26 protein-coding genes are annotated in these 21,984 nt (G+C 66.8%); 10 read left to right on the top strand and 16 right to left on the bottom strand.

Translation table 11 applies throughout. The features are described 5' to 3' along the window. Positions 1-59 precede the first annotated feature (59 nt). The gene (locus F5544_RS12745) at positions 60-467 is read left to right on the top strand and encodes a DUF1707 SHOCT-like domain-containing protein (protein ID WP_203217545.1); all 408 of its coding nucleotides are present in this window, start codon (positions 60-62) and stop codon (positions 465-467) included. A 51-nt stretch (positions 468-518) separates the two neighbouring features. Here F5544_RS12745 and F5544_RS12740 read toward each other — a convergent pair whose 3' ends face one another. Continuing rightward, positions 519-1,910 (bottom strand): glycine--tRNA ligase, encoded by a 1,392-nt coding sequence (locus F5544_RS12740; protein WP_167473393.1) that lies wholly within the window; start codon positions 1,908-1,910, stop codon positions 519-521. A gap of 213 nt (positions 1,911-2,123) precedes the next feature. Here F5544_RS12740 and F5544_RS12735 point away from each other — a divergent pair, with 213 nt between their 5' ends. The 4 genes from F5544_RS12735 to F5544_RS12720 all read left to right on the top strand — a co-directional run bounded on the left by F5544_RS12735 (position 2,124) and on the right by F5544_RS12720 (position 4,419). After that, positions 2,124-2,450 (top strand): hypothetical protein, encoded by a 327-nt coding sequence (locus tag F5544_RS12735; protein WP_167473392.1) that lies wholly within the window; start codon positions 2,124-2,126, stop codon positions 2,448-2,450. A gap of 123 nt (positions 2,451-2,573) precedes the next feature. After that, a complete protein-coding gene (locus tag F5544_RS12730; protein WP_167473391.1) occupies positions 2,574-2,921 on the top strand; it encodes an ArsR/SmtB family transcription factor in 348 nt (115 codons plus the stop codon). Between the two features lie 3 nt (positions 2,922-2,924). After that, positions 2,925-3,362 (top strand): Fur family transcriptional regulator, encoded by a 438-nt coding sequence (locus F5544_RS12725; RefSeq protein WP_167473390.1) that lies wholly within the window; start codon positions 2,925-2,927, stop codon positions 3,360-3,362. An 88-nt stretch (positions 3,363-3,450) separates the two neighbouring features. After that, a complete protein-coding gene (locus F5544_RS12720) occupies positions 3,451-4,419 on the top strand; it encodes a hypothetical protein (protein ID WP_167473389.1) in 969 nt (322 codons plus the stop codon). Positions 4,420-4,473: 54 nt separating this feature from the next. On the opposite strand, the gene F5544_RS12715 is transcribed toward F5544_RS12720, so the two are convergent. After that, positions 4,474-4,875 (bottom strand): Dabb family protein, encoded by a 402-nt coding sequence (locus F5544_RS12715; RefSeq protein WP_167473388.1) that lies wholly within the window; start codon positions 4,873-4,875, stop codon positions 4,474-4,476. 1 nt (position 4,876) lies between these two features. Continuing rightward, positions 4,877-5,278: a Dabb family protein gene (locus F5544_RS12710; RefSeq protein ID WP_167473387.1), complete on the bottom strand. Its 402-nt coding sequence runs from the start codon at positions 5,276-5,278 to the stop codon at positions 4,877-4,879. 114 nt (positions 5,279-5,392) lie between these two features. Here F5544_RS12710 and F5544_RS12705 point away from each other — a divergent pair, with 114 nt between their 5' ends. Continuing rightward, positions 5,393-6,013, top strand: a complete 621-nt coding sequence (locus tag F5544_RS12705) for a TetR/AcrR family transcriptional regulator (RefSeq protein WP_167473386.1) — start codon at positions 5,393-5,395, stop codon at positions 6,011-6,013. 27 nt (positions 6,014-6,040) lie between these two features. Here the strand turns inward: F5544_RS12705 and F5544_RS12700 are convergent, their stop codons facing one another. Both F5544_RS12700 and F5544_RS12695 read right to left on the bottom strand, forming a co-directional pair. Continuing rightward, entirely contained in the window at positions 6,041-6,985 is a 945-nt protein-coding gene (locus F5544_RS12700; RefSeq protein WP_203217544.1) for a phosphotransferase family protein, read from the bottom strand. A gap of 187 nt (positions 6,986-7,172) precedes the next feature. Continuing rightward, complete coding sequence (locus F5544_RS12695; protein WP_167473385.1) at positions 7,173-8,138, bottom strand: hypothetical protein; 966 nt, start codon at positions 8,136-8,138, stop codon at positions 7,173-7,175. A 102-nt stretch (positions 8,139-8,240) separates the two neighbouring features. Between F5544_RS12695 and F5544_RS12690 the strand changes: the two genes are divergently transcribed. After that, on the top strand, positions 8,241-8,843 hold the full coding sequence (locus tag F5544_RS12690) for a TetR/AcrR family transcriptional regulator (RefSeq protein ID WP_167473384.1): 603 nt from the start codon (positions 8,241-8,243) through the stop codon (positions 8,841-8,843). Between the two features lie 75 nt (positions 8,844-8,918). Here the strand turns inward: F5544_RS12690 and F5544_RS12685 are convergent, their stop codons facing one another. From F5544_RS12685 to recO, 7 genes are all read right to left on the bottom strand, one after another. Continuing rightward, entirely contained in the window at positions 8,919-9,524 is a 606-nt protein-coding gene (locus tag F5544_RS12685; RefSeq protein WP_167473383.1) for a response regulator transcription factor, read from the bottom strand. 42 nt (positions 9,525-9,566) lie between these two features. After that, a complete protein-coding gene (locus F5544_RS12680; RefSeq protein WP_238847212.1) occupies positions 9,567-10,709 on the bottom strand; it encodes a sensor histidine kinase in 1,143 nt (380 codons plus the stop codon). A 192-nt stretch (positions 10,710-10,901) separates the two neighbouring features. After that, positions 10,902-11,678 carry an ABC transporter permease gene (locus tag F5544_RS12675; RefSeq protein WP_167473381.1) on the bottom strand — a complete coding sequence of 259 codons (777 nt, stop codon included), beginning with the start codon at positions 11,676-11,678 and terminating at the stop codon, positions 10,902-10,904. After that, positions 11,675-12,631: an ABC transporter ATP-binding protein gene (locus tag F5544_RS12670; RefSeq protein WP_167473380.1), complete on the bottom strand. Its 957-nt coding sequence runs from the start codon at positions 12,629-12,631 to the stop codon at positions 11,675-11,677. The genes F5544_RS12675 and F5544_RS12670 overlap by 4 nt, the downstream gene beginning before the upstream one ends. 76 nt (positions 12,632-12,707) lie before the next feature. Beyond that, positions 12,708-13,121 carry a YbjN domain-containing protein gene (locus tag F5544_RS12665; protein WP_167479149.1) on the bottom strand — a complete coding sequence of 138 codons (414 nt, stop codon included), beginning with the start codon at positions 13,119-13,121 and terminating at the stop codon, positions 12,708-12,710. A gap of 11 nt (positions 13,122-13,132) precedes the next feature. Beyond that, a complete protein-coding gene (locus F5544_RS12660; protein ID WP_167479148.1) occupies positions 13,133-13,942 on the bottom strand; it encodes an isoprenyl transferase in 810 nt (269 codons plus the stop codon). Positions 13,943-14,033: 91 nt separating this feature from the next. Then, positions 14,034-14,801 (bottom strand): DNA repair protein RecO, encoded by a 768-nt coding sequence (gene recO, locus F5544_RS12655; RefSeq protein ID WP_167473379.1) that lies wholly within the window; start codon positions 14,799-14,801, stop codon positions 14,034-14,036. 112 nt (positions 14,802-14,913) lie between these two features. Here recO and F5544_RS12650 point away from each other — a divergent pair, with 112 nt between their 5' ends. Both F5544_RS12650 and F5544_RS12645 read left to right on the top strand, forming a co-directional pair. After that, entirely contained in the window at positions 14,914-15,426 is a 513-nt protein-coding gene (locus F5544_RS12650; protein ID WP_203217543.1) for a DUF1772 domain-containing protein, read from the top strand. A 119-nt stretch (positions 15,427-15,545) separates the two neighbouring features. After that, positions 15,546-16,151 carry a dihydrofolate reductase family protein gene (locus F5544_RS12645; protein ID WP_167473378.1) on the top strand — a complete coding sequence of 202 codons (606 nt, stop codon included), beginning with the start codon at positions 15,546-15,548 and terminating at the stop codon, positions 16,149-16,151. A gap of 57 nt (positions 16,152-16,208) precedes the next feature. Here F5544_RS12645 and F5544_RS12640 read toward each other — a convergent pair whose 3' ends face one another. Next, positions 16,209-16,811 carry a TetR/AcrR family transcriptional regulator gene (locus F5544_RS12640; RefSeq protein ID WP_167473377.1) on the bottom strand — a complete coding sequence of 201 codons (603 nt, stop codon included), beginning with the start codon at positions 16,809-16,811 and terminating at the stop codon, positions 16,209-16,211. Beyond that, positions 16,798-17,664, bottom strand: coding sequence for an alpha/beta fold hydrolase (locus tag F5544_RS12635; RefSeq protein ID WP_167473376.1), 867 nt, complete (start codon positions 17,662-17,664; stop codon positions 16,798-16,800). Before F5544_RS12635 ends, F5544_RS12640 begins: the two co-directional genes overlap by 14 nt. Positions 17,665-17,796: 132 nt before the next feature. Between F5544_RS12635 and F5544_RS12630 the strand changes: the two genes are divergently transcribed. Then, a complete protein-coding gene (locus F5544_RS12630) occupies positions 17,797-19,224 on the top strand; it encodes an amidase (RefSeq protein ID WP_167473375.1) in 1,428 nt (475 codons plus the stop codon). Positions 19,225-19,228: 4 nt separating this feature from the next. Here F5544_RS12630 and F5544_RS12625 read toward each other — a convergent pair whose 3' ends face one another. Together F5544_RS12625 and F5544_RS12620 are read right to left on the bottom strand one after the other, a co-directional pair. Next, on the bottom strand, positions 19,229-20,755 hold the full coding sequence (locus F5544_RS12625; RefSeq protein WP_167473374.1) for a serine/threonine-protein kinase: 1,527 nt from the start codon (positions 20,753-20,755) through the stop codon (positions 19,229-19,231). Continuing rightward, the gene (locus F5544_RS12620; protein WP_167473373.1) at positions 20,752-21,975 is read right to left on the bottom strand and encodes a DUF7373 family lipoprotein; all 1,224 of its coding nucleotides are present in this window, start codon (positions 21,973-21,975) and stop codon (positions 20,752-20,754) included. Before F5544_RS12620 ends, F5544_RS12625 begins: the two co-directional genes overlap by 4 nt. Between the last annotated feature and the right edge of the window lie 9 nt (positions 21,976-21,984).

Raw genomic sequence — 21,984 nt, 5'->3', positions numbered from 1 at the left:
GATATTTCCGGCGGAACAAAGACTCGCACTCGCGGGTGCCCGATCCTACGCTGGCATCCGTGGGTCAGGAGAATCTGCGGGCGTCCGACGGCGACCGCGAGAAGATTGTCGAACAATTGCGGCTGGCCATGAATGAGGGCAGGCTGAGCCTGCACGAATTCGACGACCGGCTCCAAAAGGTCTATGCCGCAAGGACATACGGGGAATTGCAACCGGTGCTCGCGGATCTGCCCGTGCCCCGGGACAAGAAGGTCCGGCTGGATAAGCAGAAGCGGCCCAGGGCGGTGCCGCAGTGGGTGATCATCATGTGGATCCCCTGGGTCGCGGTCAACATACTCATTCTGGCCATCTATCTGGCCACCGGCGCGGGCTACTTCTGGCCGTTCTGGGTCGAGGTGCCGTGGGGTTGCGCGTTGCTCATCCCCACCGCCATCGGCATTGTCGTGAACAAGCCGACATCCGCGTAACGCACCGGCGAAGCGCTTTTCCGGAATGGAAAGCGCTTCGCCGAAATACGCTCAGGCGCCGAGCAGGTGCTGCGCCAGGTAACCCTCGACCCGGTCGAGCGAAATCCGTTCCTGCGTCATCGAATCCCGCTCGCGCACGGTGACCGCCTGGTCCTCGAGCGTGTCGAAGTCGACGGTGATGCAGAACGGGGTGCCGATCTCGTCCTGGCGCCGGTACCGGCGGCCGATCGCGCCCGCGTCGTCGAATTCCACATTCCAGTTCTTACGCAGTTGCGCCGCAAGATCTTTCGCCTTCGGCGTCAGATCGGCATTGCGCGACAACGGAAGTACCGCCGCCTTCACCGGGGAGAGCCGCCGGTCCAGCCGCAGCACCGTCCTGGTGTCGACGCCGCCCTTGGCATTCGGCGCCTCGTCCTCCGCGTACGCGTCCACCAGGAACGCCATCAGCGAGCGGGTCAGACCCGCGGCCGGCTCGATGACGTACGGGGTGTACCGCTCGTTGGTGGTCTGGTCGAAGTAGCTCAGGTCGGTGCCGGAATGTTCCGAATGGGTCTTCAGGTCGTAGTCGGTGCGGTTCGCGACGCCCTCCAGCTCACCCCATTCGCTGCCCTGGAAGCCGAAGCGGTACTCGATATCGACCGTGCGGGTCGAATAGTGCGAGAGCTTTTCCTTCGGGTGCTCGTAGAGGCGCAGGTTCTCCGAGGTGATGCCCAGGTCGGTGTACCAGGCCAGCCGGGTGTCGATCCAGTACTGGTGCCACTGCTCGTCCTCACCCGGTTTGACGAAGAATTCCATCTCCATCTGCTCGAATTCGCGGGTGCGGAAGATGAAGTTGCCCGGCGTGATCTCGTTGCGGAAGCTCTTGCCGATCTGCGCGATACCGAACGGCGGCTTCTTGCGCGCGGTGGTCATCACGTTCGCGAAATTCACGAAGATGCCCTGCGCGGTCTCCGGGCGCAGATAGTGCAGACCCTCCTCGGATTCGATCGGGCCGAGGTAGGTCTTGAGCATCATGTTGAAATCGCGCGGCTCGGTCCATTTGCCGACGGTGCCGCAGTCCGGGCACGCGACGAGCTCCATCGACACCGAATCCGGATCGTCGATCTTGTTCTTGGCGGCGTACGCCTCCTGCAGGTGGTCCTGCCGGTGCCGATGATGGCAGTTGAGGCATTCGACCAGCGGATCGTTGAAGACGCCGACGTGACCGGAGGCCACCCACACCTGCCGGGGCAGGATCACCGACGAATCGAGGCCGACGACATCCTCGCGGCTGGTGACCATCGAGCGCCACCACTGCTTCTTGATGTTCTCCTTGAGCTCGACGCCGAGCGGACCGTAGTCCCACGCCGACTTGGTGCCTCCGTAGATCTCACCGCACGGGTACACCAGCCCCCGGCGCTTGGCGAGGTTGGCAACGGTGTCCACCTTCGACTTGGGTGCCACGCGAGAATTCTCCATCCACTGCGAGTCGGATTCGTCCGGCCCGGACCCGGGCCGCATCCCTATAGCGTATCGGCCGTGTTCCACCCGTTATCTCCGTGGGTCCTGCGTGGTCAGCTCGAATTTCCACGCGGGCCGTCGCGCTTGCGCCGAAGGTGCGCGCCACCTGAAAGGATGGGACTATAACGAATCCGGTCTTACCCGTGAGGTGGGTCCATGACGGAGATTCCGCCCGAACTGTTCGATGCCCGCTGGGCCGCCCGCGCCGAACGGCGCGTGCTGCGCCGACACCGGTGGGCGCTGCGGCGCGAGCGCTGGTCCGCGCGCAGGCGGCGCATCCGCTGGCACTACCCGGTGGTGCTCGTCGTCTTGCTGCTCACCCCGTCGAGCCTGGTGTGGTTCACCGCGAACGCCCTGTTCGGGCCGAGCGCGCCGGATCCGTCGGTGCCGTCCAAGGTCGCGGTCACCTCCGCGGGCACCCCTACCCCTGCCGTGCCGACCAAGGCCGAGCTCCCGGCCGCGGCCGACCCCGGCCGTCGATAGTCGTTGGCCCGCAGGTGATCCGGCCGCGGAAATGAGGTACATCACACCGGATAGCGCGCGCCACGTTTGACATGCGCAATTATGCATATCAAAATGGGATCGCTTTCCAATAAGGAGTATCCCATGACCACCGAGGCCACCACCCACCCACACAACCCGTACCGCTCCCCTGCGCCCGCGCCGGTACCCGCGCGGACCGTGCTCGAGGACGCGGGGGAACTGCTGCGGGCGCTGGCCGCACCGGTCCGCATCGCCATCGTGCTGCAGCTGCGCGAGTCGCCACGCTGCGTCCACGAATTGGTCGACGCGCTAGGGGTCACCCAGCCGTTGGTCAGCCAGCATCTGCGCATTCTGAAATCGGCCGGCGTCGTCCACGGTGAGCGGTCGGGACGCGAGGTGCTCTACGAACTCGTCGACGATCACTTGGCGCATATCGTCGTCGACGCCGTCGCGCATGCCGAGGAAGGGTAATTCGTGCCAGACAAGACCGTCGCACCCACCAAACCGGTCGGAGTCCGCAGCACCAGACAGCGCAGCGCCATCGCGGCGCTGCTCGGCGATATCGATGAATTCCGCTCCGCGCAAGAATTGCACGACGAATTGCGCCGTCGCGGTGAGGGAATCGGGCTCACCACGGTTTACCGAACCCTGCAGTCATTGGCCGACGCGGGAATGGTCGATGTATTGCGCACCGATTCCGGCGAGTCGGTTTACCGGCAATGTTCGAGCGGACACCACCACCATCTGGTCTGCCGACACTGCGGCCGCACCGTGGAGGTGGAGGGCCCGACCGTGGAGGCGTGGGCCGAATCCATTGCGGGCCAGCACGGTTTCACCGAGGTGAGCCACACCATGGAGGTCTTCGGCACCTGCCGCCCGTGTGGCGTGGACGGACACCGGTCCGCTCAGTGAACCGCGCCTGGTTAACGCGCGGCCTTCCGGCGAAGATTCCTTTGCGAATCCGCACTTTGGAGTTTGGCAAAATCTTCTGGGAGGCATCGTGCGTTCGACCATGCAAAAATTCGGAACCCGCCGGATTCTCACCTCGGTGGGGGCCGTAGCGCTGATCGGTTTGGCGCCAACGTTTTTGACGGCGTGCAATGACAAGGACTCCGGCAGTCCGGTTCCGGCGTCGGCGCCGGGTACCGTCGCGGGCAAACCGCAGGCGGGTGGGCAGACGGGCGCCCCGAGCGGGCAGTCGACGGTGCGTACCGTCGGAAAGACCGGCTGGTTCGAGGGTTTCGCCATCACCGTCGACAAGGCGACCGTGGTGCCGGATCAGTCCGGCGGCAGGCTCGTGCTCGACCTGACCTACAAGAACCTCACCACCGAGAACAAGACGTTGAGCACCAACGCCTATCTGCAGATCGGTGGTCAGATCGACCAGGCGGCGAGCTTCGACAACCCGACCGTGCCCGGCCAGGGTTCGGCCGCGGGCAAGATCACCACTTCGGTGAAGCCGGGAACCGATGCCGATCACCTGCTCGACACGGTGATCGTGGTGTTCGGGCAGACCTCGGACAACCAGACCAAGATCCCGCTGCAGACCGATGCGCAGGTGGAGAGCGTGCAGCCGAAGACGCTGGCTGTCACCGGAACGCTCGTCCAGGATCAGACCACGATCCAGGTCACCGGCGGTACGCTGCGCCCCAGCTACACCAAGAACGAGCACGGTAAGTACGAACTCGCGCTGCACGTGAAAATCATTGGCGGCGCGGGCATTCCGGCGGGCGGCGCGAATATCTTCAACGAGTACTTCTCGGTGAAGACACCGGACGGGCAGAGCCTGGTCGCCGACGACCGCGCCCCGATCAACGAGTTGCTGGAGAAGAGCCAGACCATCGACAACCCCAAGGATGTCGCGACCTTCCTGGTAGCCGCCCCGGGTACCGGCAACTATGTCTTGACCTACAACGCCAAGAAGGAAGCGGACCCTGCGGCCCCGACCCTGTCGTTCACCGTCAACTGATCACACACCGAAAGACCCCTTCGAATCCGTTGCGCGAAGGGGTCTTTCGCGTTCTCAAAGGAATCGAACCTCCGGGATCCCCGCCATCAGCTCGGCGTAATCCGGATACGCCGCCAACTTCCGGTCGTGGATCGCCATGATCTTCGCGGCCAGATCCGGGTCGGGATCATCCGAAACATCCGGGCCGAGTACGAGTTTCGCATAGTGCGGGACGATGTCCGGATCGCCGGCCAGATGCACCGGATCGTAGAGATACGTCTCGAGCGCGGCGAGATCGTCGAAGCCGGTGCTGTATGCGTGCGTGCAGCCGTCCGTCCGATCGCCGAGACACTGTCCGACGATGCCGAATCGCGCCGATCCGAGGGTGACCGTGCGGCGAATCAGGCGCAGCGTCTCGGCCTTTTCGTCCTCGGTCAGTTCGTCCCTGAATCGGAAGCGCCGTATCAGCACGATCATGTCAGGCGACGGTTACTTCGGGGATGGTGGACATGAGTTCGGCCCAGTCCGGGTACTTGCGCAGTTTGGCTTCGTGCATCGCGAGGAGTTTCGCGCCGAGCTCCGGGTCCGGGTCATCCGAAAGATCCGGGCCGACAGCCAGTTTCGCGAGACGCGGGGCGATATGCGGGTCGGCGGCCAGGTGGACCGGATCGTTCATGTACCGCTCGAGCGCGGCCAGATCCTCGATGCCGACGGTGAAGGCGTGTGTGTAGCCCGCGGCCGGGTCGCCGAGGCATTGGCCGACGGTCCCGTAGCTGACCGAATCCATGGCGGCGACCTGCCGCATCGCGGTCAGCGCGGCGGCGCGTTCGGCCTCGGTCGCTTCGTCGCGGAACCGGAAGCGCAGGGTATGGACGATCATCGGATCTCCCTTATCGATTTGAACTGACGGGTTCAACATAGTGAACGTACTAGTAGATTCACAAGAGTGAACCCGTGAGTTCAATGGACCGTACCGGCGCGGTAGCATGCAGGGGTGGCGGAGACGAAAGCCCAACGAGGCCGGATAGATAAGCGATCGGCGATCCTCGAGGTCGCCTTCGACGTCTTCGCCGAACGCGGCTACCGGCAAGCCTGCGTACAGGAGATCGCGAATGCGGCGGGCGTCGCCAAGCCCACCGTCTACAACCACCTCAACGACAAGGAAACCCTGTTCCAGGAGACGGTGCTGGCCGCCGCCGATGCCATGTCCGCGGAAACCGTCGCGGCCGTAGACCCGCTGCGCGATCCGGGTGACGTGCGCGCCGCGCTCACCGAAACCGCGCTGCGGCTGGTGCGCAGTTGCGCGGGTGAGCGCGGCCGAGCCCTGCGCCGCCTGGCCAACGCGCAGTCCGCGGAATTTCCGAATCTCATCGATGAGGTCATGCGGCGCACCACGATTCGGCTCCGCGAGGCGCTCTCCGATCGCCTCGCCCGCCTGGTGCTGGCGGGCGCGCTGCGCCAGTGCGACCCCACCGTCGCCGCCGAACATCTCCTCGCCCTGCTCACCGGCCCACTCGAAATACGCACCCACCTCGGCACCCGCAAACCCGCGACCGCCGAACTCCGCGCCATCGCCGACGCCGCCGTCGACACCTTCCTCCGCGCTTACACGTGAGCGGAAATCTGTTCAGGGCAAGCCATTTCAGCCCAGCGTGTCCATCGTGGCGGTGACGTAGGCATCCAGCCGCTCCTCTAGGACTCGCGTCGTCAACTCCGTTCGCCCTGCCTCCCGCCATGGCCGGGCCACCAACCGCACCTCTTCCGAGGCCGCCAGCCCGTCCCGCACCCGCCAGAACAACCGCTCGCTCGCTGTCGCGGCCAGCACCCCGCCGGCCTGCTCATACGCCTCGGCGAAGCGCAGACCCCACGCAGGACCGTGCAGCAGCGCAAGATTCGTCGAGCAGTGCGCCACGTCGAGATCCGCAGGGCCCCAGGAGGTTTGCGCCCAGTCGACGACGCCGGTGATCCGTGCAGCCGCCGAGGGTGGCATGTCGAACAGCACATTGCCCGGTTGGAAATCCCGGTGCAGAAAACACCCTTCATAGGCCGGCGCGGGCTTGCGGATCACATCGATCGCCGCGGCCCATACCGTGGCGTCGGCGCCCTTCGGAACCACGACGGTGTCGGCGGTTGTCCACGCCAGATACTCCCTGGGCCGCTCGGCGGGCCGCAACGCGTGGATCGCGACGAGTTGACGGGCCAGCAGAACTACGCGCGTCGCCAATGCCTCGTCATCGAGGACCGTCCGGCCCGGCAGGTGCGTCATCAGCAGCGACGGATACTCGCAATGCGCAGCGGTCGGATCGACCGCGACCAGCGCAGGAGCCGGAACGTCCGTGTCCGCGAGCATGGTCAGGGCGCCTGCCTCCCTGTTCAGCCAGTCTTCGGCGTGCTCCGCGTCGACGAAGGTGCGCAGCACCAGATCACGGGCGCCGCCGTCGCGCTTACCGATGGTCAGCCTCCGCATTTCGGCGGTGATGCCGCCGTGCAGCGCCTCGGTTCCGAGGACCCGTTCACCGACCTCCAGATGTCTGCTCACCCAGGCCAGTGTCAACGGACGTACGGCCGCCGCATCGTGGTCGAACACCGTGACATCTCATCATCCGGACGAAGACGCACGCAAAAGCATTTACCGTGGCCCGCGAATCGCGGTGCGGCGCACGGCGAATGCCGGAATCCGGATCACGCCCGATGTGTGGGTGCACATCTGATTGTGGTGGGCGTGAACGGATTCCGGCACTCACCTCCGACGACCGAGCTGTCCGGTCGTGGGGTCATGCCACCGTCGCCGGTTCGCGGGCGGGGGTGACGGCAGGGGCGGCGCGGCGCGCGCCGATACCGAGCAGAACCAGTGCTGCTGCGGCCCAGATGAGCAGTACCGCAATGGGTTTCGTGGATCCGGCATTGTCGAAGAAGGCCACCGAGCGCAGCAGTGACGCGGCGGCGCCCGGCGGAAGGAGCTGCCCGACGGCCCCCCACGGCTTGGGTAGCAGTTCGGGCGCGGAGGTGGCGGCGGAGAACGGGTTGCCGATCAGCAGCATCGTCAGCGCGCCGAGTCCGATACCGGCGCGGCCGAGCGCAGCGTTCAGGCCGATCACAGTGCCGGACACTGCGAAGGACACCAGCCCGGCGACCGCCGCGAGCACCGGATACGACCCGGGAACCACCGACATCCAGCCCTGGATGATCGCCATGCTGAGCAAGCCACCCGCCACCCCGAAGGTCACCAGCCCTACCAGGCGGGCGCCCACGCTCGGGATCAGCAGCGACAGCAGCACGCCCGCCGCGATTCCGGACATCACCAGCGGCAGCACCATCGCGCCGAATGCCATTCCGCGCGGATCCTTTTCGGCGGCGGGAACAATATCGGCCACCTTCGCCTGCGGCACACCCGACAGCTGCTGGGCGATGCCGGTGAGCTGTTGCGCCACCGCCGGGCTCGCGGCGGAGGCTACGAGTACCTGTGGCGCGCCCGCACCGGTCACGATGGCGCCGTACGCCTTTCGGTCGGCGATGGCCGTGCGAGCGGCGGATTCGTCTGTGGCCGTTGTGATCCGGAAGGCGCCGGGGTCGTGTCCGGCGAGTTTGCCTGCGACGGCGGCGGATTGCGGACCGGTGACGACGATCGGCAGATCGCGCGGCTCGATATTGGCCGCGGGCCAGGCGAAGGCGATGAGCATGATGGCCTGGAGCAGAGCCGCCGCGAGACCGAAGGCCAACGCACGCCGGGTGGAGTTCATGACGCTCTCCGTAAATCGAATGTTCGTTCTCTTTTATCGCAAATACCGTCCCATCGGCCGCCGGTAGTTGTCAAGAACGAACATTCGTTTTACTTTGGAAGCGTGCCCCGAGTCAGCGAAGAACATCTAGAACGGCGCCGTCAACAGATCCTGGACGCGGCCCAATTATGCTTCACCCGCAAGGGTTTTCACGAGACCTCGATGCAGGATGTCTTCGCCGAATCCGGGCTGTCCGCCGGCGCGGTCTACCGCTACTTCAAGAGCAAGAACGAGCTTATCGCCGCCATCGCCGCGGCGACCGCCGACGAGGTGCGCGACCGGCTCGACACCGCCATCAATGCCGATCCGCTGCCGACCCCGGACGAGTTGGTCCGGACTATGACCGAGATGATCATCGAGAACAGCGGCCCGTCCGGCCGAATTCGCTTGGCCCCCCAGGCCTGGGCGCTCGCCCTGGTACAGCCGGAGGCGAACGCCTTTGTCGGCGCGGCGATGACCGCCATCCGCGGACACTGGGAGCTCTACGCCGAACGCATGCGCGACCAGGGCTGGATCGCCCCGGACGCCGACACCGCCGCCATCGCCGTCACGGCCGTAGGCATGTTCCCCGGATTCATGTTGCAGCACTTGATCCTCGGCGACGTCGACCCCGACACCATCGCCCGCGGCCTCCGCGCCCTCCTCACCTATAACCACAAAACCTGAAACGCGCGCCGCCCGCGACAACGCCCGCATAGCGATCAGCTTGCCTGGGAAGCCAACTGCCGCGCGCGAATTCGACTACAGCCAACCCAGACGTTCGGCGGCGCGCACGGCCTCGGCCCGGTTGCTGGTGCCGGTCTTGCCGATCGCCGACGAAAGGTGGTTGCGCACAGTGCCTTCCGAAAGGTGCAGCTTTTTGGCGATGGCACCGGCGGTGGCACCGTCGGCCGCGGCGGTGAGCACCTCGCGCTCCCGGGCGGTGAGCGGTGAGGTGCCCGCGGTGAGCGTTTCGGTGGCCAGCGCCGGATCGACCACACGCAAACCCATTTGGACCCGCCGCACCGCATCGGCGAGTTCACGGGCCGGGGTGTCCTTGACCACGAAGCCGCTCGCGCCCGCGTCGATGGCGCGGCGCAGGTATCCGGGCCGCCCGAAGGTGGTGACCATCAGTATGCGCACGTCCGGATGGGTGGTATGAAGCTGTTCGGCGACCGAAATACCGTCCAGCCCAGGCATTTCCACATCCAGCAGCACCACATCGGGTTTACTGCGCGCCACCGCGTCCAGCACCTCGTCGCCGCGCCCGACCTCCGCGACGACCTCCAAATCGGTTTCCAGCCCGAGCAGCGCGGCCAGCGCACCGCGCACCAGCGCCTGATCGTCGGCGAGCAACAACCGGATCATCGATCCTCCATACCTCCACCCACCCCGCACATCCGTTGTATATCAATCCTTTTCGACGGGATACGGAATGGTCGCGACGACACGCACCCCACCTCCCTCCGGTGTGCCGAAGGTCAGCGTGCCGCCCGCGGCGCGCACCCGCTCCCGCAGCCCGGACACACCGGTTCCGGCGGCGCCCGATCCCATACCGCGCCCGTCGTCGACCACCTCGATGGTGGTCGGGGTGACGGTGACCGTGCAATGCCGAGCGGCGCTGTGCCGCACCACATTCGTGACCGCCTCGCGCAGCACCCAGCCGAAGAGTTCGTTGTCGCCGTCCGGCAGTGAATCCGGTTCGGGCAGCCGGGCGGCGATATCCGCGGCGGCCAGCGCCGAGCGCGCGTTGGCCAGCTCGCCGCGCAAGCTCACCTCGCGCAGCCCGCCGACCGTATCGCGCACCCCGGCCAGCGCCTCGCGGGCCAGCCGCTCGATATCGGCCAGTTCGGTGCGCGCCCGATCCAGGTCGATATCGATGAGCCGTTGCGCCAGTTCGGTCTTCACGGTGATGACAGTGAGCGAATGACCCAGGATGTCGTGCACGTCGCGGGCCACCCGGTTACGTTCCTCGACGAGGGCGAGTTCCGCGCGCTGACGCCGCGCGAGCAGTTGCAGTCTGCGCCCGCGCAACCCGATCTCGCGGCCGATCCAGATGATTATCGGTACGATCGCCACGAAGATCGGGACACCGCCGAGTTCCCAGCCGGGCACGACGTTGGGCACCACCAGCAACCCGATGCTGACCCCGAGCGCGACATATCCGGCGCGGCGCACCGGCAGGCCGAAGATCGAGACGACCGCGATATAGATCGCCGTCAGCAGGGCGGTCGGCCCGAGCAACAACGTCATGGCGACGACCAGGACCGCCATCGCGCCCAGCACCGCCCAAATTCGCGCCTGGGGTTGGGGCGGTTCGAGGAATTCGTCCATATCGGGCCAGTTGGACTGCCGGAACGTGACGAAGGCCGCCACGATCAACGCACCGAAGACGATCACACATGCCGCCCCCGCGATCGCCCTTACGTACGCGCCGCTGCCCCACTCCCCGATCACCGGACCGACCAGGTAGGCCAACCAGGCGGTCGCCAAGAACGTACCGAACCAGCCGTGCCGCAGTTTGGACGTGCCATGCGGTCCGATACCGAACACCCTGTCCACCAACCGCGCAGCCCGCGGCCGGAGCGTCTCGAGCCGCGCTCTCACCTCCACGGGGCCGCCCCGCGCACACGCTGATCCTGCCTCACGGGCCTCGACGCTACCGTCTCCAACACCGGCGACCCCGCACACACGGCCGTGCGGCCGCTCATCCACCCTGATGAGCGACCGCACGGCCGGTACCCCTCAGCGCGCGGTATCACGACGGAAGAGCAGCGCGGCGCCCGTGACGAAGATCCCCAGCCATATAACGACGTTCAACACCGCCAAGGCGATCGATCCGACACCGGGATTTACGAACGGCAACCGGGCCAGGGTGGCGATTCCATTGGTGGGGAACACCTTCGACACCGTCTCGAACCAGCCCGACGGCGGTATGAACAGCCCGCCCGCGAAGGCGAGGGCCGCGAGCACCGGGCCGAGGATCTGCATGACGTTCTCCGACGGCAGCAGGTACCCCATGAACAGCCCGAAGGCCGCGAACACCGAGGAGCAGACCCAGGCGAGTACGAAGCAGCTCACCCAGGCGACCGGGGTGAGGTGCGCGCCCAAGACCGCGCCCAACACGAAAACCGTTGTGACGGAGAATAATCCGAGAACCATCGCGACGATCACCTTGGTCGCGATGTAGGCGACCGGACGCAGCGGGGTCAACCGCAGCTGCCGACTCCATCCGTGCGCGCGCTCCACCGCGACCATGGCGCCGCCGCTCGTGGTGGCCAGCATCGCGCCGTACAGGGCGATCGACACCATGATGTAGGCGGTGACGTTGCCCGATCCGGCCGTCTCCCCCTTCGCACCGTTCTGCAGACCGAAGATAGCGAAGAACACCGGCGGGAAAACCAGCGTGAAAATCATCGTGCGGCGGTTGCGCAGCGTCCGCCGCAATTCCAAGCCCAAGAAGCCGGTGCTGAATCCCCCAAGCGCGGAACGCATTCCGGCCACATTGATGGTAGTTGTCATCGGTCCCCTCCGGTGGTCAGCGCCAGGAATGCGGATTCCAGGTTGTGCGCGGTGATTTCGAGATCCACCGCGGCGGTCTCGGTCAGCAGGTAGCGGGCGACGGAATCGGAGTCCTTGGCCTGCATGATGATTCGATCGCCGCGCAGTTCGACATTGTCGACGCCCGGAAGCGCGAGCAGCCGTGCGGGATCCGCGCCGGGCAGGGTCGCGGACAGCGTCCGGCCCGCGGCCAGATTCTTGACCTCGGCCGCGGTACCGTCGGCGACCACTTTGCCCGCGCGGATCAGCACGACGCGGTCCGCGTACGCGTCGGCCTCGTCGAGGTAGTGGGTGGCGAACAGCACGGTGCGGCCGCGGTTGGAGTCCTCCCGCATGGCATTCCAGAATTCCCGCCGCCCTTCGACATCCATGCCGGTGGTCGGCTCGTCCAGCACGATCAGATCCGGATTCGGCAGCAGCGCGAGCGCGAACCGCAGCCGCTGCTGCTGTCCGCCGGAGCACTTGCCGACCAGCCGATCGGCGATGCCCATGATTCCGGCGCGCGCCAGCACCTCCTGCACCGGCCGCGGGCTCGCGTGCAAAGTGCCGATCAGCCTTACGGTTTCGGCGACGGTGAGGTCCGGCAGCAGCCCGCCGGACTGCATCACCGCCGAAATCCGGCCTGCCGCAATGGCTTGCGCGGGGTCTGCGCCGAAAACCCGAACGCTGCCCGAATCCGGCGCGCTCAGGCCGAGCAGCATATCGATGGTCGTGGTCTTACCTGCGCCGTTCGGGCCGAGGAATGCGACGATCTCGCCCGGCTGGATCACCAGGTCGAGCCCGTCGACCGCCCGCACGGCGCCGCCGCCCGCTTGGCGGAAGCTCTTGTGCAGGTCACGCAGTTCTATCGCGGGCGCTTTCCGGTGTGCAGCGCCCCCCGCGGCCGAGAATACGGCCCTCAGTGCTGATGTCATGGCTCAACGGTCGCCGAATCCGGGGCCGCGGACCTCGCCCGGCTGTCACGACTCCGCCATGACATCTGTCACGGGTTCACGGCAGCAGCAGTCCCTGTCTGGCCCGGCCGGCGTCGGACAGCACCAGCAGCAGCATCATGGCCAGCGCCTGATCGTCGAGTCCGGCCGCCGGGAAGGTGTAGCGCAGGATGACGTCGGCCAACTTGTCGCGGTTGATCAGCGTCAGCGAACCGAACTTCAGCGCATTGTTGCGCTCGGCGACCCGCTTGTGCAGCTGCGGTTTCAGCGGGCGGTCCCAGGCGAGCACGCAGGTGAGGCTGAGCACGTCGAGCCCGGCGGACAGGTTCACCCCGCGCAGCGAGCACAGCGCACCCTCGTATTGGAAGCTCAGCGAGCCGTCCTGATCGACCCGCACGTCGACGTCGTACAGCGACAACCCGGCGCCCGCGCGCGCCTGCAATTCCTCGGCCGGAGTGACCACCGCGTCCATTCTGCTGCCGTTCACTTGGTGCCGCCGAAGCGGCGGTCACGCGAAGCGTACTCGACGCAGGCGTCCCACAGGTTGCGCCGGTCGAAATCGGGGAAAAGCGTGTGCTGGTAGACGAATTCGGCGTAGGCCGACTGCCAGATCAGGAAGTTGGAGCTGCGCAGCTCGCCCGAGGGACGTAGGAACAGATCGACGTCCGGCATATCCGGCTCGTCCATGAACCGGGCGACGGTCGCCTCGGTGACCTTCTCCGGATCCAGTTCGCCCGCGGCCACCCGGCGCGCGATTTCCTTTGCGGCGTCGGCGATTTCGGCGCGGCCACCGTAGTTGACGCACATGGTGAGGGTCATCACCGTATTGTCCTTGGTGAGTTCCTCGGCGATCTCGAGTTCCTTGATCACGCTGCGCCACAGGCGCGGACGGCGGCCCGCCCAGCGCACCCGGACACCCATCTCGTGCATTTCGTCGCGGCGGCGGCGGATCACATCGCGGTTGAACCCCATGAGGAAGCGCACCTCCTCCGGGCTGCGCCGCCAGTTCTCAGTGGAGAACGCGAACGCCGACAGCCACTTCACCCCGATTTCGATACAGCCCTCGACGGTGTCCATCAGCACGGCCTCGCCGCGCTCGTGTCCAGCGGTGCGCGGCAGCCCGCGCTCCTGCGCCCATCGGCCGTTGCCGTCCATCACCAACGCCACATGGTTGGGCACCAGCTCCGGCGGCAACTTCGGCGGCCGCGCACCCGACGGATGCTGGGACGGCGGCCGCACCGACCTTCCGTTATCCGGAACGGTCGCGGTGGCGGAGTCTCGGCGCAGAATCACGGCTCCATCCTGCCCGATGCCCTCGGCGGCCCGACCGAGCCCCACACACTTTCCACACGCTTCGCACAACTTCGCCACGTGACGCGTGGCGCTATAGAGCCACACTCCCGTTGGCCGCCAACGCCGGACGCGAGCGTTCGATCAGCGGGAGGGTGCGGAGTTGGCGTTCCAGATGCCATTGCAGATGGGCGGCGACCAGGCCGCTGGCTTGGCGGCGGAGGTTGTCGGGGACGGTTTCGATGTAAGCCCATTCGCCCTTGAGCAGCGCGATGAGCAGGTCGAGGACGCCGGGGGCCGGGGTGGCGGCGCCGGGTGGGCGGCAGTGCACGCACACCGCGCCGCCCGCCGCGACGTGGAAGGCGCGGTGCGGGCCGGGGGTCGCGCAGCGGGCGCATTCGTCCAGTGCGGGCGCCCATCCGGCGAAACCCATGGCGCGCAACAGGTATGCGTCGAGGATCAGTTCGTGCGGGTGCTGTTTCGCGGCGATGGCGCGCAGTGCGCTCGCGGTGAGCGCATGCAGTTTCGGTGCGGGCGCGCGCTCCTCGCCCGCCAGCCGCTCGGCGGTTTCCAGCACCGCGCACGCGGTGGTGTAGCGGCCGTAATCGTCGACGATATCGGCGGCGAACGCCTCCATCGTGTGCACCTGGGTGATGGTGTCGAGAGTGCGTCCCGGATGCAGCTGCACGTCGACGTACGCGAACGGCTCCAACCGCGCCCCGAACCGAGACTTGGTCCGCCGCACCCCCTTGGCCACCGCCCGCACCAATCCGTGCTGCCGCGTCAGCAAGGTGACGATGCGGTCCGCCTCCCCCAGCTTGTGCTGGCGAACGACAACCGCCTCATCCCGATACAAACGCACCCGAACATCCTCGCACGCCCCCGCGACAACGCCCGCCAGGCTCGACGGATCGAATCGAGCGATTTAGTATCGGTTTCGTACTATATGAATCTCATATGTTAGGAACGCCGCCGTGCCATTCACCGTCGAAAGATCATCGATCAATCAATTCGCCCGACTCGCCAGCCTGCTGCTGGTCGGGACCTTCACCGGATTCCTGCTCACCGTGCTGGTGCTCGAGCTGTCGATGCGCGGGGCGGACGGCCCTACCTACGTCACCGTTCGGCACATCGAACTGAACAGCATGGATCGGCTCGCCTCCGCAACGCTGCTCCCCGCGCTGGTCGTGACGGCGGTCCTCGCCGCGACCGCACTCCGCGGCCATCGCCTGTTCCCGATCGTCGCCCTCACCCTGCTGATCGGCGTGCTGATCCTGACCCTGACGGTCAACCTGCCCATCAACGCCGACCAACGCGACTGGGTCAGCACCGTGCCGCCCGTCGACTGGGCGGACGTCCGCGATCGCTGGCAACTCGCCCACGCCATCCGAACCTGCACCGCCGCAATCGCTTTCATCCTCCTGGCCACCGCCGCCGTACTCCGCCGCACGGCCGGATCAGCAAGTCGGCAAGGCAGCGCTGTCTGACACCGGGTTCGGCGTGGCGAGGAAGAAACGTGAGCTGGGCGACACTGTCGGTGTCGCAGCGAGGAGTTTGTGGTTCCCGGCCGGTCAAAGCTCGTGACACCCCAGGAAAGGACACCACCATGTCGGAGCTTCTCGTCGACTTCATCACCTCCCTCGACGGATACGCATCGGGAGAGGGATGGCCCGGGTTCTGGGGCCTCGAAGGCCCGGAGTACCTCGCATGGCTCGGCGAGCAGCCCAAGGCCACCTACCTGATGGGGGCGAACACCTACCGCCTGATGTCGGGCTTCGCCGCCGGCGAGGTCCCCAATGGCCAAGACGAGTTCAGGCCCGAAGAAGAGGCGTCCGTCGACGAGCTCACGCAAGCGTCCAAGGTGGTGTTCTCCTCCTCACTCGAGGAGCCACTGACGTGGGCCAACTCCACACTCGTCCGCGGCGACGCCGTCGAGGCGGTCCGCACCATGAAATCGAATGGCTCGGGGCTCCTCAGCACGATCGGCAGCCTGAGCTTGTGCCGCTCCCTGCTACGAGCCGGGCTCGTCGACCGATTCCGGGTCGTAATGTTCCCGGTGATCACCGGTGCCACAGGCGCGGAACGCATCTACGACGGCTATCCGGACGTTGCCCTCGAGATGATCGAGCACCGCACCTTCGACGGCCGCATCCAGCTGGTGGAGTACAAGCTCCGCGTGCTCGAGCATCCGCCGCTCGGCGCTCCTGCCTGACGTCACTCGTCCGACGCTGTCATCGAAACCGTGAATTACCAAGCTAGCGTGAGGATTTCAGGACGTCCGGACCATGCCGGAGATGAGCAGCAGCAGCGATTGCTGAGCTTGGGCGCGGGCCGTGTCCTTATCGTCGGCGTGGGCGACGATAAGGCTCGCCTCGGAAATCGCGCTCATCAGGATCTGGGCGAGCACCTGGGTGGGCGCGTCGCCGATGAGTCCGGCGGCGCGCGCTCGCTCCAATTCGCCTGCGATCAGGCCGAGTCCGTGTTGGTTCTCGAATTCCCGCCAAGCCTGCCAGCCGAGGACCGCGGGCGCGTCGGTGAGCACGATGCGCAGCACGTCGGGCCGCTGGCAGATCTCCAGGAAGGTGGCCAGTCCGACGGCCATCCCCGCCATCAGATCGTCGGGATCGGTTGTGTCGATGGCGCTTCGGACCTCCGTGACTATGTCGATCTCCACGTGTTCGAGCACCGCGACGAATAGTCCGCGCTTGTCGCCGTAGTGGTGATGCAGCGCGCCGCGGGTGACCCCGGCCTCGGTCACCAATTCCTCGGCCGAGGTACCCGCGAAGCCGCGTTCGGCGAACAACCTGCGGCCCGCCTGTTCCAGTGCGGCCCTGGTCGTGCGGGATCGATCCTCCTGGCTACGGCGTGGCATGCAGCCGAGTGAACTCCAGGATCGCCTCGGCGAGCAACTCGGGCTGGTCTTCGGGCAGGAAGGTGTAGGAATCGTCGATCAGGCGCAGGGTCGCGTTCGGCAGATCCATGGCCAGCCGTTCGGCGTAGGACACCGGGAAGAACCGGTCCTGCGCGGCCCAGGCGAGCAGCACCGGCTGCCGAACCGCGCCGAACCGCTTCGCCGCATCCAGCGTGTAGCTGCTTTTCACCGATTTCACGAAGCGCCGCAGGTCTTTTCGGATCGCACCGGAGTTGCGGCTCGGCAGCAGGTAGGAGTCGATCGCCTCGGGCGGCATCGGGTATTTGGCCGCCATACCGAAGGCGATCGATAGCGAGTGCAGTGCCCGTATCCGCAGTACCTCGGTCATCGGGCGCATCGAACCCGGGATCTTCGCAAGCAGCGTAAGGGCTTTGAGCGCGCCGGGAAAGAAGCTGTCATAGGAGTCGACAGAGGCGAGCACGACGCGTCCGATGCGGTCCGGATTCTGGGTGAGCAATATCTGAGTTAACGCGCCGCCGGTGTCGTTCGCCACCCAGGTGACGTCGTTCAGGTCGAGCTTTTCCAAGAAAGCCGCCATGAGATCCGCGACGCCGGGCGGGGTCAGGTCCGCATGTGGCATCGGTATCGAATGCGAGCCGAGCGGCCAATCCGGTGTGATGCAGCGATATCCGGCCGCGGCCACGACGGGTACCACCTTGCGCCACAGGTCCGCGTTCACGAGCAGTCCGTGTGCGAAGACGACCGGAGCGCCCTCGCCCGTCTCGTGGTAGCGGATCCGTCCACCGGGCAGGTCGATTTCGTGAGCGGGGCCGAGTGCCGTGCTGGTTGCCATATTTCCTCCCTTGATGGTTCGCCACCACCTTTACATACATTCTGTATGTATGTCTACATGCCGTGGGTGCATATGGACGATTGACCAGATCGGCGCTACGGTGACCCAACCCACGCACGAGAGGGAGCGGATATGACTGCATCGAGCGATACGCCGCAGCAGGCGCGGCCCGAACTCGGACTCACCGAGCTTGCCGCCGCGATCGCGACGGGCGCGCGCACCTCCTGCGATGCGGTCACCGACGCGCTCGACCGGATCGATGCCGCCCAGCCCGCACTCAACGCCTTCCGCATCGTGCGCCGGGAGCAGGCGCTCGCCGAGGCGCGGGAGGCTGACCGACGCTTGGCCGCAGGCGAGCGACTCCCCCTGCTCGGCGTGCCGATCGCGATCAAGGACGACACCGATTTATCCGGTACGCCAACGGCTTTCGGTTGCGGCGGCGACTTCCCGCCGAAAACCGAAGACGCCGAGGCGGTTCGGCGGCTGCGCGCCGCCGGTGCGGTGATCGTCGGCAAGACCAACACCTGCGAGCTCGGCCAGTGGCCGTTCACCAGCGGCGCCGCCTTCGGCCACACCCGCAATCCGTGGCATCGCGACCACACGCCCGGCGGTTCGTCGGGCGGGTCCGCCGCGGCGGTCTCGGCCGGATTGGTGCCCGCCGCACTGGGTTCCGACGGCGCGGGCTCGGTGCGCATCCCGTCCGCGTGGACCAATCTCGTCGGCATCAAACCGCAGCGCGGCCGCATCTCCACCTGGCCGGAGCCGGAGGCGTTCTACGGGCTCACCGTCAACGGACCGCTGGCCCGCACCGTCGCCGACGCCGCCCTGCTGCTCGACGCCGCCGCCGGACCACATCCCGGCGACCGGCACACGCCCGACCCGATCACCGCCGTCGACGCGCTCGGCCGCGACCCCGGCCGACTGCGCATCGCGCTCTCGCTGCGGATCCCGTTCACCGCCACCAGAACCCGGCTCGATCCCGAGGTGGCGGCCGGTGTCGAACGCATCGCGGCGGCCCTGCGCCGCGCCGGACATTCGGTGACCGTCGCCGACCTGCACTACGGCATACTCGTCGGCGCGTCGTTCCTGCCGCGCTCGATGGCGGGAATCCACGCCTGGCACCGCCGGATTCCGCACGCCACCGTCGACCCGCGCACCGCCGCCAACGCCCGCATCGGCCGAATACTGGACGGCCCAGCCCTTTTCGCCGCCCGCCGCGCCGAACCGCTACTGCGCCACCGCATCGGCTCCTTCTTCCACGACTACGACCTGGTCCTGGCGCCCACCACCGCGACGCCACCGCCGCGCGCCGACGCCATCGACGGCATAGGCGCGATGGCCACCGACAACCTCATCACCGCCGCCTGCCCATACACCTGGCCGTGGAATGTGTTGGGCTGGCCCAGCATCAACATCCCCGCCGGGTTCACCGAATCCGGCCTGCCGGTCGGCGCCCAACTGATGGGCACCGCCGCCACCGAACCCCTACTGATATCCGTTGCATCCCAACTGGAATCGGATCTGCGCTGGGACCGGCAGCGACCGGAACAGTGGTGGTGAGAAGCTAGATCGGCGCGGACTTCCACCAATTGTCGTACAGCTCTTGGCCATTGTTGGCGCCACGCACGACTATGACGCAGATATCGCGTGGCCCGATATCGAATTGGACGGCCAGGTGCCCGGTCGGTTTGCCGTTGTTGTTCGTCGAGTTGCCCCAGAGCACCCACCCACGCCCGGACGCGCGTTCCCATTGCTCGTCGCCGACGGGCTGCACGTCGGGCGGCAACGGCACGCGGCCGGGTACGAATCCGTCGGTACTGCAGCTGACGGTCATTACCGTGAACGGGCCGCCCTCGGGCGCGTCACAGACGAACCGCACGATCTCCTTGACCAGCGATGCGTGCAGGTCGACCGGATTGTGATCCTTGTTGAGCGCGTAGCAGTGAATACCTAGATACCCGTTGACATCCGGGCCTGCAGGCAACAGGCCCGGAAACAACTGAGGCACGAAACTGTAGGTGCCCCACGACGCCGACGCTGCGGCCGTCGACGGTGGCGGGGTGACCGCAGTGCTGGTCGGCGCCCTGGTCACCGCCGTCACCTCAGCCGAGGATCCACTCGAATTATTGACCAGCACAACGACACTCACGATAGCGGCGGTAATCGCCAATGCCATGGCCGCAATGACGGCGATCCGCCCGACCCGCCGCGGCGATACTGGCGCATCGAACGCGGACACCGGATACCCGGCCAGCGCGGCCGCCGCGGCGGCCGCGAGTTCACCGCATGAGCCGAAGCGTTCCTCGGGACGCTTGGCGAGCGCGCGGGCGATCACCGCGTCCATCGCCCGCGGCACAGCGGAATTCGCTGCCGAGACCGAGGGCGGCCGATCCTGGAGATGGGCCTGCATCACGGCGGCCGCATTGACTCGCGGAAACGGCTTCGCCCCGGTCAACAGCTCGAAAAGGGTGCAGCCCAGCGCGTATACGTCGGCACGATGATCGATGCCGGTCGCGGTCAGCTGCTCCGGAGCCGCGTATGCGAGCGTGGCCAGCACGGCGCCGGTTTCGGTCAACACCGTGGATTGCCCTGCGGCCTTGGCGATCCCGAAATCGGTGACGATCACCCGATCGGGTTCGCCCTGACGCGCTTCGAGCAGCAGGTTGGCCGGTTTCACGTCACGATGCAGCATTCCGGCGCGATGCGCCGCGTCCAGCCCGCTCGCCGCCTGCGCCACGATATCGACGGCCTGCGCGGGCGGCAGCCCACCGGGCATGCGCCGAATCAGCTCCGCGACATCGATTCCGTCCACGAAACGCATGGCGATCCACAACCGCCCGTGCTCGACACCCCGGTCGTGCACGGCGATGATATTCGGATGGTCCAGCCGCGCAGCGAGATCGGCCTCCCGGACGAACCTGGCCCGGAATTCCGGATCGCCGGCATGATCCGATGACAGCACCTTGAGCGCGTCCCGGCGCTGGAATCGGGGATGGCGCGCCAGATAGACCGCCCCCATCCCGCCGGCGCCGAGCACGCGTTCGATCAGGTATCCGGCGAAAACCGTTCCGGGCGTGAGTGTTCCGATCATCGGGACTCGCTGTTCGCCAATAGCGCATACTGCGCGGCGGCGCGCTGCTGCGTATCTTTCAGCGTCCCACCGTAAATGACCGATTCATAGCGACCGTACAGCACCTGACAGGCGAAGGCGATCTGGTCCTCGTTCCCGCCGAGGAACTGGAAGCAATTGGAATCCGGTAGACCCGCCACCGGGGGTGCGGCGCGCACATCCGGATCCGCCAGCGCATCCTTCGCGGCCTCCCCGAAAGCCTTGCGCGCGACGGCGACGTCCGCGAATCGACTGACATTGGAATAGGTTCCGGCCGCGAACAACTCCGCCTCCGCACCCCCGCTGCGGCCGACGAACAGATGCGTCGCCCGCGGGCCGTAGACGACGCCGCGGACCACCGTGGTACCCGACCAGCCCGCGTTCCTATCGCGATCCGCGGAGATGACGAGCGGAAACTGCCACCGCCCAGGCTTTTCCGGCAGCGTCCTGGCGAGCATTCCGTCCTGGTCGAGTGGCAGCGTTGCGATCCCGTCCCGCGGCGTCGGCCGGAATTCGCGCAGCCGGGTCGCCTGCGCGCCGAATGCCTTCGCGGCCAGACCCGTTAGCAACGCTTGATCGGGCGTGGTGTGGCCGACGAGCAGACTGATCACGAAGGAGTCCTGCGCCATCGTCGCCGCCAAGGTCGGGATATTCGGGCGCCAATGGCTGTGCGCCGCGGATATTCCGGGGATGGATACGGCCACGTTCGCCGGACTCACCGACGCGTCGGCGGCGTCGATCTCCTGCGCGGCCTGTGCTGCCGCCGCCGGATCGGGGAAGCGCAGCAGTACGACCGTGAGCAGCCGAGCGGTGCCCACCACCGGATTGGCGCCGGTATCGCGATCGGCGCCGCCCACCGCGTACCCGGCCAGCATGCCGCGCCGCTCGAGTACCGCACGCACCGGATCCGACAGCAGCCCTTGGGTTCTCGCCGGTGTGGGCAACACCAGGCTGCCGTGCGAACCCAACCCGTGCGACAGGGCGGGATCCGCCTCGACGGGATCGATCACCGCCTCGCCCATCCGGACCGACTCCACCACCCTTCCGTATTTCTCATTGCTGTCCCGGGGCGCGACGGTCGGTTCGGTGGCATACGGTCCCACGTCCAGCACGCCGTCGGGCCCGGCGGGCACTGGAATTCCGTCTCGCACACAACCCGCGGCCAGCATCAGCGCGACGACGATGACGAGCAGATACCCCACGCGGACCCG

Origin of the sequence: Nocardia arthritidis, from assembly GCF_011801145.1 — a bacterium.
GTDB lineage: Bacteria > Actinomycetota > Actinomycetes > Mycobacteriales > Mycobacteriaceae > Nocardia > Nocardia arthritidis_A.
Note: the sequence above shows the minus strand (reverse complement) of the source record. Positions and strands in the feature narration are given on the sequence as shown.

Bases quoted from the DNA above. Each gene is read 5' to 3' on its own strand.
- F5544_RS12735 (WP_167473392.1), top strand. From the start codon at position 2,124: ATGACGGAGATTCCGCCCGAACTGTTCGATGCCCGCTGGGCCGCCCGC.
- F5544_RS12730 (WP_167473391.1), top strand. From the start codon at position 2,574: ATGACCACCGAGGCCACCACCCACCCACACAACCCGTACCGCTCCCCT.
- F5544_RS12715 (WP_167473388.1), bottom strand. From the start codon at position 4,875: ATGATCGTGCTGATACGGCGCTTCCGATTCAGGGACGAACTGACCGAG.
- F5544_RS12710 (WP_167473387.1), bottom strand. From the start codon at position 5,278: ATGATCGTCCATACCCTGCGCTTCCGGTTCCGCGACGAAGCGACCGAG.
- F5544_RS12695 (WP_167473385.1), bottom strand. From the start codon at position 8,138: ATGAACTCCACCCGGCGTGCGTTGGCCTTCGGTCTCGCGGCGGCTCTG.
- F5544_RS12685 (WP_167473383.1), bottom strand. From the start codon at position 9,524: ATGATCCGGTTGTTGCTCGCCGACGATCAGGCGCTGGTGCGCGGTGCG.
- F5544_RS12675 (WP_167473381.1), bottom strand. From the start codon at position 11,678: ATGACAACTACCATCAATGTGGCCGGAATGCGTTCCGCGCTTGGGGGA.
- F5544_RS12670 (WP_167473380.1), bottom strand. From the start codon at position 12,631: ATGACATCAGCACTGAGGGCCGTATTCTCGGCCGCGGGGGGCGCTGCA.
- F5544_RS12665 (WP_167479149.1), bottom strand. From the start codon at position 13,121: ATGGACGCGGTGGTCACTCCGGCCGAGGAATTGCAGGCGCGCGCGGGC.
- F5544_RS12645 (WP_167473378.1), top strand. From the start codon at position 15,546: ATGTCGGAGCTTCTCGTCGACTTCATCACCTCCCTCGACGGATACGCA.
- F5544_RS12640 (WP_167473377.1), bottom strand. From the start codon at position 16,811: ATGCCACGCCGTAGCCAGGAGGATCGATCCCGCACGACCAGGGCCGCA.
- F5544_RS12635 (WP_167473376.1), bottom strand. From the start codon at position 17,664: ATGGCAACCAGCACGGCACTCGGCCCCGCTCACGAAATCGACCTGCCC.
- F5544_RS12630 (WP_167473375.1), top strand. From the start codon at position 17,797: ATGACTGCATCGAGCGATACGCCGCAGCAGGCGCGGCCCGAACTCGGA.
- F5544_RS12625 (WP_167473374.1), bottom strand. From the start codon at position 20,755: ATGATCGGAACACTCACGCCCGGAACGGTTTTCGCCGGATACCTGATC.